Genomic DNA, 15,672 nt, shown 5'->3' with positions numbered 1-15,672 from the left:
CCGCACAAGACCGGTCCATGCTGGAATCGCTCAATCCTTGCGCTTTGTTGCTACCGCGCCTTCCAGCCAAGCAAGAACAAGACCACGGCGGGGGGCTTTTGCGCAATGCCATTGCGTTCGGCGCAGCGTCGGAAACGGGCGCCCGATTAACCGTTTAATGGTGAAAACGGGAAACAGCGGCGCGGTTTTGGCGCCTCGGTATGGTGTCTCAGAAGTTTCGGAGACCCCTCATGTCTATTGCAAATGCGCAGACGATGGCTGACCGCGCTGCGGGCGCCGCTGCGATGGAGCGGCTGGCCGACCGGCTGACCGCCCTGGCACCCGCGCCGCTCGACCTGTCCACCAACAATATCGTCCGGCAATCGCCGGCGGTTGCCGCCGGGCTGTCCGCCAGCGCTGCGATCGCCCGCCGCGCCCATGAGCGCGCGCGCCGCTCGCAACGCCCGGTGCTGGTCAATCTGATCGAGAGCTTCGTCTCGGCCTGCGCCTTCGTGCCTTACGCCGCCGTGGCTTTCGTGCTGCGCCTGATGATGGCGCGTGTGTTCTTCGTCGACGGCCAGACGCGCATCGATGGCATCCGCCTGCCGGTGAATGTCGCGGAACTGACCAACTATTACCTGACCGGCTGGAATTTCGCCGTCACGGTGCCGACGGCGGTGCGGCCGGAAACCTTCTCCGCCTTCGCCACGCAATATCCGCTGGTGCCGGTGCCGCCGGCGATCGCGGCCTATCTCGTCAGCTACGCCGAGTTCATTCTGCCGATCATGCTGGTGATCGGGCTGGGCACGCGCTTTGCCGCGCTCGGCCTGCTGGTCATCACCGCGATGATCCTGGCCTTCGTCGCCCCCGATCCGCTGGCCACGGCGCAGATCTACTGGGCGGCCATTTTGCTGGTGCTGGTGTCCCAAGGCCCGGGCCCGGCGTCGTTCGACCACCTGATCCGCCGATTGGTGAGGCGCTAGTTGAAACGGCGGCTCACCATCGCGATGGCGTCGGCGGCGGTTATCGTCGCCAGCGCGGCGGCGTGGGCGGACAACACCTATTATACGCTGAGCGCGCCGCGTGTGATCGTGGTGCCGCAGCCGGGCGACGACTTGCGCCGCACGCAAGCGAGCCTGCGAACCACGGCGCCTGACGACCTGGACGACGATGACGCTGGAGAAGCGGCGCCGCCGGTGCGTCCGCGTCGCGTCGAGCGGCCGGCCACGCCGCGCGCGTCGCGCGCCGAGCCGTTGCCGAAGACGCAATCGAAAAAGAACGAGCCGGCGCGCCGCAAGCCGTTCAGCGCGTCGCTGCCCGAGCCGCCGCCTCCGCCGGAGCCGGAACCGAGCGGGCCGAAGCGCGCACTGCTAAGCGCGCCGCCACCGCCGCCGACCGCCTCGATTCATGACGGACCGTCACCTTTGCGGCCAACCCCGCGTTTCGGCCAGCCGCGTCCCCCGCCGCCGGAGCCGCTCACCACTTTCACGCCGCCGCCCATGCCGGCTCCTTTGCCGGCTCCGGCCGCCAAGCCCGTTGCTGTCGCAGCGCCGGTGGCTGATTCCGCCGCGCCGGATCCCATGACGCCACTGCCGGGTGCCGTCGATGACAACGACGATCACCTGCCGCCGCCGGGCGATCCACGCCTCGCGCCGCCGGAGCCGAAGGACTGAGGTCCGCTCTTGCCAATAAAAAAGCGCCCCGGGGCATCCGGGGCGCTTGTCGTATTCTGGAGGTCAGGCGTTGCCGTTACGCAGCGACCTTGGTCTCGACCACCTGGGGCTGAGCGTTGCTGATCGGAATCTGGCGCGGCTTCTTGGCCTCGGGGATCTCGCGCACGAGATCGACGTGCAGCAAGCCATTCTCGAGGGCGGCATTCTTCACCGTCACATAATCGGCCAGCTGGAATGCGCGCTCGAAGGCGCGCGCCGCGATGCCCTGATACAGCACCTCGCCGTTCTGCGCAGTTTGTGTCTGCTTGGCGCCCTTGATGGTGAGGGTGTTTTCTTTCGATTCAATCGAAAGCTCGTTCTCGCCGAAACCCGCGACCGCAACGGTGATGCGGTAAGCGTTCTCGCCGGTGCGTTCGATGTTGTAGGGCGGATAGCCCGGCGCGGCTTCAAAGCCATCGAGCATCGAGAACAGCCGGTCGAAACCGACGGTGGAACGGTAAAGGGGAGAGAGATCGAAAGTACGCATGTCAAAGTCCTCCTGTGAGCGACTTGAGGTTGGTCTTCGGGCAATCCGCCTGATGGCCGGACCGTCCCGCGCGCAGCCATGGAGTGGCCTGCGCCCGATTGATATGGGGCAGTTTTTCGGGCCTTCAAGGGGCCCGCGCCGGACATGCAAGACATTGAAATATTGGTATTTTTAGTTCTACGATCCAGCGGCGGCCCGATTTCAAATCCGGCTCACACTTTGCCGGTGCATGGCCTATAACGCCTTGAACATCGCCGCGCGCAGTTTGATTCTTCATGAAATTCGTTTCCATCCCGGCCAATCCAGTGCCCGAGAACGGCCTTGCCGGCGTCGTCAAGACGCCAGACGGCGTGTCGCTGCGTTATGGCCGTTGGGAGCCGCCGCCGGGGCGCAAGGGCACAGTGGTCATTCTTCAGGGCCGTGCCGAGTTCATCGAAAAGTATTTCGAGACGGTGCGTGACCTGCGCGCGCGAGGCTTTGCGGTCGCGACCTTTGACTGGCGCGGACAAGGTCTCTCCGATCGTGCCTTCTCCGACCGGCGCAAGGGCTACGTGCGTAACTTCGCGCAGTACGCCATGGATCTCGACACCATCATGGAACAGGTGGTGTTGCCGGATTGTCCGCCGCCTTATTTCGTGCTCGGGCACTCGATGGGTGGCGCGGTGGCGATCCGCGCCTGTCATGACGGAAGGCGGTGGTTTGAGCGCGTCGTACTGTCCGCGCCAATGCTCGCTTTGCCGCCGCGGCGGTTTGCAGGCATGGCGGCGCCGATGGCGCGCCTGATGCGTTGGATGGGGAGAGGGGGAGCCTATATCCCCGGCGGCGATCAGCAACCCTCCGGTCCAGAAGATTTCGTCGGCAATGTGCTGACGTCCGACCCGGTGCGGTTTGCGCGTAATCTAGCGATCCTTGCCGAGGAGCCGGATCTTGCCCTCGGGCCGCCGACCATCGGCTGGGCCGACGCAGCACTGCGACAGATGCGGGACTTCAGCAATCCATCCTACGCTGCGCACATCCGCCAGCCGATGCTGTTGGTCGCCGCAGGTTACGATCAGGTGGTGTGGACACCGGCGATCGAGGATTTCGGTATGTACCTGCTTGCGGGCCGTCATCTCATACTGCCGGGTGCACGCCACGAAATCCTGCAGGAGCAGGATCAGTATCGCGCTCAATTCTGGGCTGCCTTCGACGCCTTCGTGCCCGGCACGCCGCGGTACTAATCGGCAGAGACTGGCCTATACCCGGTTCAGGATTTCCAACGCCGCCTCATGCACGCGCTTGTCGCCAGCGACCACGACGCGGCCGCCGCCTTGCGCAGGCGTGCCTTCCCACGTGGTAATGATGCCACCGGCGCCATGGATGATCGGGATGAGAGCGATGATGTCGTAAGGCTTCAGTTCGGTTTCGATGATCAGATCGATCTGCCCGGCCGCCAGCATGCAATACGCGTAGCAATCGCCACCATATCGCGACAGCCTCACTTTGTTCTCGACCTTGCGGAACTGCGCACGGTCGGTCTCTTTCATGAGCAACGGGCTGGTGGTGAAGAGAAGCGCATCGTCAAGCCCGGTACAGGGCCGCACGTTGAGGCTGCGATTGCCGGTCGGGCCGCGATAAAGCGCCGCGCCGTTGTCGCCGGAAAAGCGTTCGCGTGTGAACGGCTGGTGCATCATGCCGTAGACCGGTTCGCCGAAACGCATCAGCCCAATCAGCGTGCCCCAGGCCACCATGCCCGAGATGAAAGACTTGGTGCCGTCGATCGGATCGAGCACCCAGACATATTCGGAATCGGTACGCTCCGAGCCGTATTCCTCGCCGAGAATGCCGTGTTCGGGGAAGGCCTTGCGGATCTGGCTGCGCATGGCTTCTTCCGCCGCGCGGTCGGCAGCGGTGACCGGGTCGAAGCCACCGGCCTTCTTGTTCTCGACGGTCAACGCTGACCGGAAGAAGGGCATAATGGTTTCGCCCGAAACGGCGGCTAGTCGGTCGACGAAGCTGGTAAAATCGATGGCCGTCATATTCGTCCTTTTGCTCTAAGGGCATTGCCAGCGGTGCGCCCGGCACTCGCAAAAGTCGCCCAGACTGCCTCTTGATCGGCATAGCGGCACAATGCTGCGAAGTGTCCAAATAGCCTCGGGTGGCGACAGTTTGTTGCGATGCAATCGGGCAAGCCGCAATATTTATGCATAGCCCGAAAGCATATATTGCGATTTTAGTAGATCGATATGCGTTGGATGCATGGGAAAACACGTATCCGCGCTTGCGCTTTGTGCGGTGCGGCGTATCTTACCGCAATGCGGTAGCGATACCGTTGCCCTCCTTGGGCGTTTCCTCCCTAGACTTGGGCCGCTTGCATTGCGAGCGGCCCTTTTTTCTTGCCCATCTTTTGGGATGTCGGAACGCCGCCCGCTAGGGGCCGCCCGTTATTCGGCGGCCGCGCGATAGGGCTGCAGCTCCCCGGGCGGAATCTCGCCAACGCAGTTCGCCAGCTTTCCAATATCCTCACACAATCGCTCAAACCCGGCGGTGCGCTTGTGGCGCTGCTCATCCATGTAGAGCGCGCGGTTGATCTCGAGCTGGACGGCATGCAGCCCGGCAGCCGGATTGCCGTAATGCTCGGTGATGAAGCCGCCGGCATAGGGCTTGTTGCGGCTCACCGTGTAGCCCAGTTCGCGCAAGGTCTGCTCGATCACCTCCGTCACCGCGCCGGTGCAGCTGGTGCCGTAGCGGTCGCCGATGACGAATTCCGGCCGCGGCCGCTCGTCGCGCTGGCCGGCGGTCGAGGGCATCGAGTGGCAATCGATCAGGATGGCGTAACCGAAATCGCGGTGCAGCTTCGAAAACAGCCGCCGCAGCGCGCGGTGATAGGGCTTGTACAGGCTCTCGATGCGCGCCAGCGCCGCGTCCACCGGAATGCGTCGGCCATAGATTTCCTGCGCGTCGCCGACGACGCGGGCGACGGTGCCGAGCCCGCCGGCCACCCGCATCGAGCGGGTATTGGCGAAGGAGGGCAGGCGGCCTTCGAACATGCGCGGATCGAGCTCGTAAGGCTCGCGGTTCACATCGACAAAGCAGCGCGGGAAATGCGCGCGCATCATGGGATAGCCCTGCGCCACCACGCCGGCGAACAATTCGTCGACGAAGGAATCCTCCGAGCGGCGCAAGGTGGCGACATCGAGCTGCGAGAGCCGCAGGAACGCCTCCGGATAGATGGCGCCGGAATGCGGCGAATTGAACAGCAGCGGCCCGGCGAGCGCCGCCGACTCGACGATCTCGAACGGCGGGTCGAAATCCTGGATCTGGCCCCGATCGGGGTCCGGATTCAGCTCCTGGCGGTTGGCTCCGGGACGGGCATCGCTCATCGGTGGTTGGTGTTCCCAAATTGACGCCCCGGGGCCGGAGCCGCGGCGGAGCGGGCAAACGGCCCTGTTTTGGGCATATGTTACGGTCTATTGTCCATCCGCCCGGGGGTAATGCCAAGCGAAGCTTGGGGTTCACCCGTTATTTACCCGGGACAAGTCTTATGAGGCGACGGCGCGCGGAAAGCGCCGGCCGGCCATGGGGTTCAAGGCTGGCGAGAAGGGGCACCGGAAGGTCCAATGTCGAAGATTTTGCTGGCCGAAGACGATACCGATATGCGGCGCTTTCTGGTCAAGGCGCTGCAAAACGCCGGTTTCGACGTGACCTCCTATGACAACGGCCTGTCGGCCTATCAGCGGCTGCGCGAGGAACCTTTCGAACTGCTGCTGACCGATATCGTGATGCCGGAAATGGACGGGATCGAGCTGGCCCGCCGGGCCGCCGAACTCGACCCCGACATCAAGATCATGTTCATCACCGGTTTTGCCGCCGTGGCCCTGAACGCGGATTCGACCGCGCCGAAGCAGGCCAAGGTTCTGTCCAAGCCGGTCCACCTGCGCGACCTCGTCAACGAGGTCCACAAGATGCTGGCGGCCTGAGGGGCCGCCCGGCAGCTCCCTCGTCCGGCAGCCGAGGCCTTCAGACAGGCCCTTGCCACCCCGGATCGGAGCCGATAAAGACCACCCTCGATAAGGGCGCGTAGCTCAGCGGGAGAGCACTACCTTGACATGGTAGGGGTCACAGGTTCGATCCCTGTCGCGCCCACCATCTCATTCAAGATGGTTATCCGCCCTTTGAGTGGCGGTCTCCAGGTTCGTTGAACCAGCATTGCCGAATGCGAGCGCCGCTGCGGCCTCCCGCAGATAGGTCGGCGGAAATCTTGCATAAATCTCGCGCGTGACGCTGACATCCTCGTGGCCGAGGAGTTGCGCAATCACCTCCATCGCTATGCCGGCCTCTGCCATGTGCACGGCGGCCGAGTGCCGGAAGATGTGGGCGAAACCGGCCGCTCCATGTGCGAGGCACGGCCAGTGATGCCGCGTTTCTCTGCCGAACGCACGCCACATTCCTTGCTTGAGGAGCGGGGGCTTCTTCAATCGGTTTGCACTGAATTTATAGACGGGCGCAATCGACCAAGCAGTAAATACGAATTGTCATGGTCGAAATTCGCTCTAGCGTTGTCGTGCGACCTGACGCGCATGATTTATTCGGCCGCAACGCCGGAGGTTGAATAAATCGGCTTGTGCTTTTGGTGCGAGATGTTTTTTCAATGGAGCGGCGTGACAATGCGAAAATACATTTTCCTTGGCTTGATTGTTGCTCTCTTCGGCGAGATGGGGAACGTCCAGCTTCACGCGCAGACGGCAGATTTCCCGACACGTGTCATCAAGCTTGTGGTGCCTTATTCGGCTGGCGGGGGCACCGACATCGTTGCACGGCGCTTCGCGCGCGAACTTGAGAAGATCGGGGGGCACCCTGTCATCGTTGAAAATCGCGCCGGCGCCGGCGGATTGATCGGCACTCAGAACGTTATCAACGCCGACGCGGACGGCTACACGCTGCTGATCGGCGACAATTCCACGAACAGCTTTGTACCGGCTTTGGCCAAGGTCCCGCGGTACAATCCAGTCTCCGACCTGACGCCCATCAGCCTGCTGATCGAAGTCCCCAACGTTCTCGTTGCGCATCCGAGCCTTCAGGTAAACTCACTGTCCGATCTTGTCGCCCTTGCAAAGTCGCGCCCCGGAGAACTCAATTCCGGGACGGCGGGTGTCGGTAGCTTCTCGCACGTGGCGACGGAGCTTCTGAACGTCATCGCCGGCACGAAGATCATTTGCGTAGCCTATAAAGGCGGCGCGGAAGCGTTGCCGGCGGTTCTCAAGGGAGAGGTTCAGGTCGAGATCATGCCAATCCGCAACGCCATGCCTTACATCGAGGTCGGGCAACTCAAGGCGGTAGCCGTGACTTCTCAAGCCCGATCGGCGCTGCTTCCCAATGTGGCGACTGTCGGCGAGACGTTCCCGAAATACACGGCCGATAATTGGTACGGCATCTACGCTCCCGCCAAGCTTCCGCAAAACGTTTTGACCAAGCTGTCGGACATGACCGACACGGCGAAGAACACCCAGGCCATGCATGATACGGCGAAGGATTACGGCGCCACCATCAAGAAGACCACGCCTGCTGAATTCAAGGCGACCGCATCCGAAGACTATATCAAGTGGGCTGCGCTTATAGACGAAATCAAAATTCCGAAGAACTGAGATTGCGGAGCGAGACGCACATTCCCCTCAAGGGCGATATTTAAACGTCTCGCTCTGCATTTCGAACACGGCGTCGATGACGGCGAACTGCCGATAGCCCAGGCGGGCGATCGGCCGCAGCTTGCCGTAGTCAACCTTGCCGTCCGTGAGGACGCTTTCACTGATGTGCACGCCGACTACCTCGCCGAAAACGATGTTCAAGGGGTAGCCTGGTATCGTCGACGGCAGGTGGACTGTCTGCAAGTGCCTGCATTCGAGTCGGATCGGCGATTGCGCGACACCCGGCGCCCTCACACATCGCGATGGCGCCTCGGTCAAGCCGGCGAGCGCGAATTCGCTCGCGCCCGGCGGCAACTGGCGGCTGGTCAAGTTCATCGCTTCCCGAAGATCGTAGGTGGCGATATTCACGACGAAATCGTGGACCTGTTCCACATTGACCAGTGTGTGACTGAAGTCTCCGTTCACGTCGCGCCCGTTCGGGCAAAACATCACCGTCGGAGGGTTGTAGCCCACGCCGTTGAAAAAGCTGAACGGCGCGAGGTTGGAAACCCCGTTGTTGTCAATAGTGCTGATCCATCCGATGGGCCTCGGGGCGATGCAAGCCGACAAGGGGTCGTGCGGCAAGCCGTGATCTTTTCTTGAGGGTTGGTAGAACATGATGCATTCATTCTAGAGTGCTGCGCGGACTGACCCTAATGCATTCGTACAGTCTGCACAGTGAACATGCGCGTTGGGTGTTTCCCGGGTGCGGGCGGGCGTGTCTTATTTTAATCGCTTTCGCATCCGGGTCCGCAATTTGAACTCACTACAGCTTCGGCGGCGGCTTCGCTGACATGGAAGGGGTCACGGGTTCGATCCCTGTCGCGCTCGCCATCTAATTCAAGATGGTTATCCGCCCTTTGAATAGCGGTCTCCAGGTTCGTTGAAGCTTGGTCGGCGAATTCCGGTGCTGCCGCAGCCTCGCGCAGCAGAAAGCTCGATGAGAATCCCGCGTAGATTTCGCGCGTGATGCTGCCGTCGAGGTCATCCTCATCGTCGAGGCCATTTGCCGGCGCGCCGCGCACCTGTTGCGCGCATCGAAAAAGTCAGTCATTGCCCCACGCCAGCCGATGCCGCTTTGGTAAGAAGCGACGATAGCCATGGCAGTGCGAAGGACAGGCGATGCGCCGGAACGGCGTACATCCGCCGAGACTCTAATCGCTCCTGGATGAAAGTTCAGGGCGCGGTCAGTTGGAGTGCAGCCATTCCCAGAGTGCGCCGTGCGCGTAGCATTGTTTTGACTCTCTCTAAATCATTGATGTTGCGTAGATTTTAGTGATGCCTTAACACCATTGACGCGGTGGCGCTGTTTTGGCGCCGGGCGTTGGTTGTGTTGTGCGATGTCTGCTTTGTTGAATGAGGTGTTTCTGGTGCAACGGAACGCCCTGATGGGGGCGGTGTTTCGTATCGTACGCGACCGGCAGACCGCCGAGGATCTGGCGCAGGATGCCTATCTGCGGGCCCGCAAAGCGTTCGAAGCCGGCCGCATCGAGCACATCGAAGCCTTCCTTCACCAGACCGCGCGCAATCTGGCGATCGACTATTTGCGCCGGCGCAAGACGCGGGGCGAGCTCGGCGCGGCCCGCCCGACCGAGACGGAGTTGAGCAACATTCCCGCCGACATTCCGTCGCTGGAAACGGAGCTGATCGAGCGAGAGCGGCTGCGCACGTTTCAGAATGCGATGACGCAACTTCCGGATCGGGTTCAGACCGTGCTGCGGTTCAGCCGTATCGAAGGCTGGTCTAACGCGCAGATTGCCGAGCACCTCGGTGTCTCCGAGCGCACAGTGTTCAACGACCTCAAGCTGGCGCTGGCCCATTGCCGCGATTCGCTTGCCCGGCTCGAATCCCGATAGCCGGGACTCCTTTCGCTTTTTTTGCCAATTCCAGACCGCGAGACGTCTCGGCTATAAGGCTGCGGCTGCATCAACTGGATGGCTCGCTTGAAGCGCGACGATGTCAACGACAAGAACGGGGGGCGGGGGCTCGCGCATGGCGACGCGGTCGCCGACGAGGCGCTGGACTGGGTCATCCGGTTGCGCCAGCCCGATGCCGACGGCGCGACGCGGGTGGCCTTCGAGGCCTGGCTCGCGCGCAGCCCGAGTCATGGGGCCGAATTTCGCAATATCGAGGCGATGTGGGCTTCCCCGTCTTTCGAAAAATCGGCCCGAAGCCTGTCGCCGGGACAGTCTGTGGCAACGCCGCCTGTTGCCGTGCGCCGCTCGCGCGGCGTATCGAGGCAAATGGCGCTGGCCGCGTCGATTGCTATTCTGGCTATCGGTGTCTGGCAATTTCCCCGTCTGCAGTTGTGGTTGAACGCGGATTACGTGACGGCGGCCGGTGTGCAATCGACGGTCACGTTGCCGGATGGTTCGACGATGATGCTGAACAGTGGCTCCGCCGTCGCGATCGATTTCGCCGCGGGCCGACGCAATGTTCATTTGCTGAAGGGCGAAGCCTTCTTTGACGTGCGCCACGATCCGCAACACCCTTTCCGCGTTGCCGCGCATTTCGGCGATGTTGAAGTCAAGGGCACGGCCTTTGCCGTCAAGACGCTGGATAAACTGGATCAGGTCGTTCTCGAGCGCGGCGTGGTCGATGTGCGGCGTTCGGCAAGTGCCCACGACAAGTCGACACTTGCACCGAGGCAAATGGCGACTGCGACCGCTGCGTCGATCATGGTGTCGCCGGTCGATCTCGCCCATGCCCTGGCGTGGCGCGACGGACGCATCGTGTTCGATAACGAACCGTTCGCGAATGTCGTCGACGAATTGCGTCGTTACTATCCCGGTTCTCTGATTGTCATCGGCGACAGCGTGAAGAATCTTGCGGTGTCAGGGAATTATCGCATCGACGACATCGAAGGCGCGATGCGCACATTGGCCGATGCGGCCGGCATCACGATGCTTCGTTTGCCGGGCAGTGTCGTCATTCTGAGATAGCAAAAGAAATTTTCCGGATCGCGTCCCTCAAAACGTCAGCTTCATGAGGGACGGATGATTGCGAAGCCCTCGAGACAGACAAGAGGGTTTCTAAAATGGACGGTGTGGTTCCGGCTTCGTCGCGCGTGAATGGAGCCGCCAGCACGATCGGTGGTTTGCGGCGTTTCGGCATTCTGCTGCTGTCGACGACCGTGCTTGGCTTCGGGACCGCGGCGACAAAGACAACACCGGCCCATGCGCAAGGCGCCCGCACGGCGGCTGCCGGTCAAACTGTTCGCTTTTCGATTTCCGCACAGCCTTTGTCGTCGGCCGTCACGGCTTTTATTCGCGCGACGGGCTGGCAGATCAGCTATTCGACGGCATTGGTGCAGGGCAAGACATCGGCGGCGATCGTCGGCGACATGCCGCCGGCGCAGGCACTGAAACGGCTTGTTGCCGGCACCGGCATCGATGTGCGCATCGGCGCTGCGGGCTCGGCTGCTCTGATTGATTCCGCTGCGTTCAATGCCAACAGCGCGGTGGCGTCGGACGGAACGCTGATGCTCGATACGATCGACGTCTACGGCACCGGCCGCACCGCGGTCGAAGCGCCTTATCAGACACCGGCGCCCGTGAGCCATATCTCGGGCGAGACCATCGAGCGTTTCCGCGGCTCGTCGCCGGCCGACATCTTCCGCGGCACGCCCGGCGTGCTGTCCGGTGAAGCGCGTAACGGTGGCGGCAGCATCGACGTTAACGTGCGCGGCATGCAGGGCATGGGGCGCGTCGCGGTCAATGTCGATGGCGCAGAAAACGGCCTCTCCGTCTATCAGGGCTATCAGGGCATCTCTAACCGCACTTATATCGACCCCGATCTTCTGGCGGGCGCCGATATTCTGAAAGGTTCGGACGCCAGTTCGCGCGGGATTGCCGGCACCGTGTCGATGCGCACATTGGGCGCGAACGATGTCGTGAAACCGGGCGAAAAGTGGGGCGTCTGGGTTAAGGGCGGTTTCGGCACCAATACGACGGCGCCAAAGCCGGGCTCTCTTGGCGGTTACACCTGGCCCATGCCTTATGTCAGCGATCCGCAGCCTTATCCGGTCCCAACGGCGCAGGCCTCGGGACTCGACCGGCCGAATGCACTGACGCCGACCAGTGGTTCTTTCAGCACCATCGCGGCGATCAAGGAAAAGAATTACGATCTGCTGTGGGGCTACGCCAAGCGGCAGCAGGGCAATTATTTCGCCGGTAAGAATGGTCCCGGTGCGCAGGTGATCGATACCGGCCCACAGCCGCTCTGCTATCCAAGCGGTACATGCTACTATCCACCGCACCCGATTTCCTACGCTCACGTTTATCAGAACGGCGGGTTGTCGAGCTATCGCGCCGGCGAGCAGGTTCTCAACACCTGGCTGAACACCGAATCGTGGATCGCCAAGGGCACGTTGCGTGATAACAACGGTCAGAGCTTGCAACTCGGCTATAATGGTTATCGTGCGCAGGCGGGTGATCTGCTGGCGTCGCTATTCGGGAGTACGCGATCGCAGGCGGTCGAACAGACGCAGTCCGACGACACCAAGCTCGACACCGGCACACTGCGCTATCGCTTTCAACCCAATGAAAACGGTTTTGTCGATCTGAAGGCCAATCTGTGGCTGACGACACTCAGGCTGCGCACACCGTTGCGCGTCAGTTCGGCCGCAGCCAAGCCGGAAGATTTCGGCCTGCCGCGTGACTACAAGACCGGCAACGACGCCCGGATGTGGGGCGGCGACGTCAGCAACAAGAGTCACCTGTCGCTCAATCGCTTCGGGTCGTTCGACCTGACCTACGGCTTCTCCTATATCCACGAGTCAACGCAGCCGACGCCTTACTCGAGCCAGCTCACATTGGGTATTCCGACCCGCGACGGCACCCGCAGTGAATCCGGCTTCTTCGGCAAGGTCGCCTACAAACCGGTGGACTGGCTCACGCTCAATGGCGGCCTGCGTTATTCGCGCAGTACGTCGCTTGATCTGAGCACGCAGACCAACGCCGCCTACGTCAATCCGGACGCGTCGCGCGAGTACAAGGGCTATAGTCCGTCCGGCGGCGTGGTTGTGGAGCCGATCAAGGGCGCGCAGCTATATGCCAATTACTCGAGCGCGTTGCGCATGCCGACCTTATTCGAGACCGTTGCCGCCTACACGCTGGTCGTCAATCCGAACCTGCGTCCGGAGCGTTCGAACAACTGGGAATTCGGCGTCAACTTGGACAAGACCGGTCTCTTCTCGTCGAACGACAAGGCGATGATGAAGTTCGGCTACTTCAACTGGAATGTGAAGGACTACGTCGCGCGCCAGAGCCGGCAGTTCGTCGATCCGACCTATGGCTATGCCTATACGGCTCTGACGATCCTCAACATCGATCGCGCGAAATTCTCGGGACTGGAATTTTCCGGCCGCTACGAGAACGGCGGTTTCAGCGCGGACCTGGCGGCGAATTACTACCTCAATGTCGAATTCTGCCCCATCCCCAATTCATGCTCGGCGTCGACCTTGTCGGGAGATTACGCGACCAATCAGGTGCCGCCGCAATATTCGGCCAATCTGACTCTGTCACAGAAATTGCTCAACGACGACCTTACGGTCGGCACCCGCGTCAGTCACACCGGCCCGCGCTCGGTGAAGTACGGCGCTGTACAGTACGGTGCGGCCGCGATCATCTCCCCGATCGTATGGCAGCCTTACTGGCTGTTCGATGTCTTCGCCGAGTACAAGCTGACCAGGGACGTCACCATGTGGACGTCGGTCGAGAACCTGAACGACCAATACTACGTCGATCCGCTCAGCCTCGTCGCACAACCAAGTCCGGGCCGCACCTTGCGCTTCGGCATGACCGGGAAGTTCGGCGGCGCCGAACCCGCATCGCCTGCATCGCTGGGGCGCGTGTTTGCACCGGCCCGGACCGCAGCCAACTGGAGCGGCTTCTACGCCGGCGTCAATGGGGCGTATAACTACGCCGACATCACCGGCCGGACGACGCAGCTCGATGGCACCAGCGGCCGCTATGGCGCATCCGAATCGCCGGACTTCAATCTGGACGCCATGTCTTTTGGCATCCACGCCGGCTTTAATCACCAGTTTGTCAACCGCATGGTTGTCGGTGTCGAAGCGGACATTGCCAAGACACAAATGAGCGGTTCGCAGATCACCTACGCGACCGAAGGTGCAACCGAGAACTTCGGCAGTAATCTGTTCCGCCAGCGGCAGTATGAAGCGGTGCAGAAGGAGAGCGTCCAGTGGCTGTCGACCTTGCGCGGCCGTCTCGGTTATGCGGTCAATGACCGTCTGATGGTTTACGGCACCGGCGGTCTTGCTTTCATGCGTCACGACGCCGAACGCACGCAATATGCGACAGTCTCGCGAAGTTTCACGACAACGGCGGCGACCTTTACCGAGGAAGCGTCCCGGACGCGTACCGGTTATGTCATCGGTGGCGGTCTTGAATATGCGCTCGATAAGTCGTGGTCGCTGAAGGGTGAATACCTGCTGGCGCGATTTGCTGAAGAAGGCCCGATGGTGTTTGCCAACGCCAAAGCCGGTGTCGTAGACGCCAACAACTATGGCTATCCGGTGACGGCGAATACGGTTACCGGCCGCCGCGTGTTCAGCAAGGTCGATATTCCGATGATCCGGCTCGGCGTCAACTATCGCTTCTGATCGCGTGAAACCAATCAGTGTCGGTCAGCATAGCCATCGCCACCAGCCAGCCAAGGTCAATGATCTTGACGCATAGCCAGCCAGTGGCGACGACGCTCGCGATACGGTCCGCACACGGAAGTCAGGGCGTTCGATGATCGGTTGCGGCATTGGGACGTCGCGCCGTGACAAGGCGACCGCAGCGCTGATCTGGTCGGGCGCCTCGCTGGTGACGGTAACGGCGCATGTCGGCGTCGTCGCTTGGATGTTGCATGTGGACCCGGTTGTCGCCGCAGACAGCTCGCCGCCTACGGCGATCATGCTCGAACTCGCCATCGCGCCGGAGGCCATGCAGGCTGAGATGACCGATATTGCGTCCGACAAGACGTCGGCAGACGAAAACGCGGCGGCGCAAGAGCGGAAGCGGCAGGACGAGCCGCAGAAACCTCAGGCCGAGGAAGCGAAAGATCCGAGCTACGAGAAGACCGTCGAGCATGAAGTTTCAAAGGAAAAGGTGCCGGTAATCGAGGAGGCGGAGGTCAAATTGCCGCCGGAGCGCACCGAACCGGCGAAGAAACCGGAGCCGAAGCCTGCGAGGCAAAAGGCGTCCACCTCTCAACGTGCTTCGAGGGCATCGAACGCAAAACGGCAGGCGCAGTTGCAGACGCGGCAATCGGACCGCTTCGCTGCTGCGCAGACATCCGAAGGCATGGCGATGTCGCCTGCGACCTGGCAGTCACGGCTGATGGCGCATCTGGAAACCCGCAAACGCTATCCGGGCGATGCTGGGGCACGAATGGGGATCGTGTATGTGCGCTTCACCATCGACAATGCAGGCAATGTCCTGAACGTTGCGGTGGCAAGATCATCGGGGGTTGGCGGGTTCGATCAAGAAGGGCTCGCGATGGTGCGGCGTGCCTCACCCGTTCCGCCGCCGCCGCCGGGCGTTAACCGGAGCATTACGGTCCCGATTCGCTTCAACACGAACTGATCCTGGCGGTGCGAGGCTGACTATTCACGCTGAAGTGCACAGTTTGGAGTGACGGCCGCAATTGTTCTGTTTTCACCATAATGTTGCGCTGGCGAAGGCCTGCAGGTCGTCCTCATCGTCGAGGCGCGTTCTGCCGGCGCGCCGCGCACCTGTTTCACGCATCGAAAAAGTCAGTAATTGCCCACGCCAGCCGATGCCGCTTTGGTACGAAGCGGCGATAGCCACGGCAGTGCGAA

General features: G+C 61.8%; 15 protein-coding genes and 2 tRNA genes. 11 read left to right on the top strand and 6 right to left on the bottom strand.

Going from position 1 to position 15,672, the window contains the following annotated elements; genetic code table 11:
- Nucleotides 1–230 precede the first annotated feature (230 nt).
- Entirely contained in the window at nt 231–962 is a 732-nt protein-coding gene (locus DXH78_RS01720; protein WP_168192677.1) for a DoxX family protein, read from the top strand.
- On the top strand, nt 963–1,652 hold the full coding sequence (locus tag DXH78_RS20185; RefSeq protein ID WP_115515443.1) for a hypothetical protein: 690 nt from the start codon (nt 963–965) through the stop codon (nt 1,650–1,652).
- Between the two features lie 76 nt (nt 1,653–1,728).
- Here DXH78_RS20185 and DXH78_RS01710 read toward each other — a convergent pair whose 3' ends face one another.
- Entirely contained in the window at nt 1,729–2,178 is a 450-nt protein-coding gene (locus DXH78_RS01710) for an Hsp20 family protein (RefSeq protein ID WP_115515442.1), read from the bottom strand.
- Nucleotides 2,179–2,453: 275 nt separating this feature from the next.
- Here DXH78_RS01710 and DXH78_RS01705 point away from each other — a divergent pair, with 275 nt between their 5' ends.
- Nucleotides 2,454–3,398, top strand: coding sequence for an alpha/beta fold hydrolase (locus DXH78_RS01705; RefSeq protein WP_115515441.1), 945 nt, complete (start codon nt 2,454–2,456; stop codon nt 3,396–3,398).
- A 15-nt stretch (nt 3,399–3,413) separates the two neighbouring features.
- Here DXH78_RS01705 and hisN read toward each other — a convergent pair whose 3' ends face one another.
- Nucleotides 3,414–4,196: a histidinol-phosphatase gene (hisN, locus tag DXH78_RS01700; RefSeq protein ID WP_115515440.1), complete on the bottom strand. Its 783-nt coding sequence runs from the start codon at nt 4,194–4,196 to the stop codon at nt 3,414–3,416.
- Between the two features lie 405 nt (nt 4,197–4,601).
- Entirely contained in the window at nt 4,602–5,477 is an 876-nt protein-coding gene (locus DXH78_RS01695) for an N-formylglutamate amidohydrolase (protein WP_245416833.1), read from the bottom strand.
- A 300-nt stretch (nt 5,478–5,777) separates the two neighbouring features.
- Between DXH78_RS01695 and cpdR the strand changes: the two genes are divergently transcribed.
- Both cpdR and DXH78_RS01685 read left to right on the top strand, forming a co-directional pair.
- Nucleotides 5,778–6,137, top strand: coding sequence for a cell cycle two-component system response regulator CpdR (gene cpdR / locus DXH78_RS01690; RefSeq protein ID WP_115515438.1), 360 nt, complete (start codon nt 5,778–5,780; stop codon nt 6,135–6,137).
- Between the two features lie 94 nt (nt 6,138–6,231).
- Nucleotides 6,232–6,306 (top strand) — tRNA-Val (locus DXH78_RS01685).
- Nucleotides 6,307–6,308: 2 nt separating this feature from the next.
- Here DXH78_RS01685 and DXH78_RS01680 read toward each other — a convergent pair.
- Nucleotides 6,309–6,635 (bottom strand): tyrosine-type recombinase/integrase, encoded by a 327-nt coding sequence (locus DXH78_RS01680; protein WP_245416701.1) that lies wholly within the window; start codon nt 6,633–6,635, stop codon nt 6,309–6,311.
- 162 nt (nt 6,636–6,797) lie between these two features.
- On the opposite strand from DXH78_RS01680, the gene DXH78_RS01675 reads away from it, so the two are divergent.
- A complete protein-coding gene (locus DXH78_RS01675) occupies nt 6,798–7,802 on the top strand; it encodes a Bug family tripartite tricarboxylate transporter substrate binding protein (protein WP_115515437.1) in 1,005 nt (334 codons plus the stop codon).
- Between the two features lie 27 nt (nt 7,803–7,829).
- Here the strand turns inward: DXH78_RS01675 and DXH78_RS01670 are convergent, their stop codons facing one another.
- Nucleotides 7,830–8,459, bottom strand: coding sequence for a flavin reductase family protein (locus DXH78_RS01670; protein WP_115515436.1), 630 nt, complete (start codon nt 8,457–8,459; stop codon nt 7,830–7,832).
- 96 nt (nt 8,460–8,555) lie between these two features.
- On the opposite strand from DXH78_RS01670, the gene DXH78_RS19735 reads away from it, so the two are divergent.
- The 5 genes from DXH78_RS19735 (at nt 8,556) to DXH78_RS01645 (ending at nt 15,436) form a co-directional block, all read left to right on the top strand.
- Nucleotides 8,556–8,675 (top strand) — tRNA-OTHER (locus tag DXH78_RS19735).
- A gap of 506 nt (nt 8,676–9,181) precedes the next feature.
- Complete coding sequence (locus DXH78_RS01660) at nt 9,182–9,697, top strand: RNA polymerase sigma factor (protein ID WP_115515434.1); 516 nt, start codon at nt 9,182–9,184, stop codon at nt 9,695–9,697.
- A gap of 87 nt (nt 9,698–9,784) precedes the next feature.
- Nucleotides 9,785–10,783, top strand: a complete 999-nt coding sequence (locus tag DXH78_RS01655) for a FecR family protein (RefSeq protein ID WP_245416700.1) — start codon at nt 9,785–9,787, stop codon at nt 10,781–10,783.
- Between the two features lie 95 nt (nt 10,784–10,878).
- The gene (locus DXH78_RS01650; protein ID WP_115515432.1) at nt 10,879–14,466 is read left to right on the top strand and encodes a TonB-dependent receptor domain-containing protein; all 3,588 of its coding nucleotides are present in this window, start codon (nt 10,879–10,881) and stop codon (nt 14,464–14,466) included.
- Nucleotides 14,467–14,764: 298 nt separating this feature from the next.
- Nucleotides 14,765–15,436, top strand: coding sequence for an energy transducer TonB (locus tag DXH78_RS01645; RefSeq protein WP_245416699.1), 672 nt, complete (start codon nt 14,765–14,767; stop codon nt 15,434–15,436).
- A 72-nt stretch (nt 15,437–15,508) separates the two neighbouring features.
- On the opposite strand, the gene DXH78_RS19730 is transcribed toward DXH78_RS01645, so the two are convergent.
- Entirely contained in the window at nt 15,509–15,661 is a 153-nt protein-coding gene (locus tag DXH78_RS19730) for a hypothetical protein (protein WP_168192676.1), read from the bottom strand.
- Nucleotides 15,662–15,672: the final 11 nt, after the last annotated feature.

Origin of the sequence: Undibacter mobilis (genome assembly GCF_003367195.1) — a bacterium.
Taxonomy (GTDB): domain Bacteria; phylum Pseudomonadota; class Alphaproteobacteria; order Rhizobiales; family Xanthobacteraceae; genus Pseudolabrys; species Pseudolabrys mobilis.
This window is presented reverse-complemented; position numbering and strand designations above follow the sequence as displayed.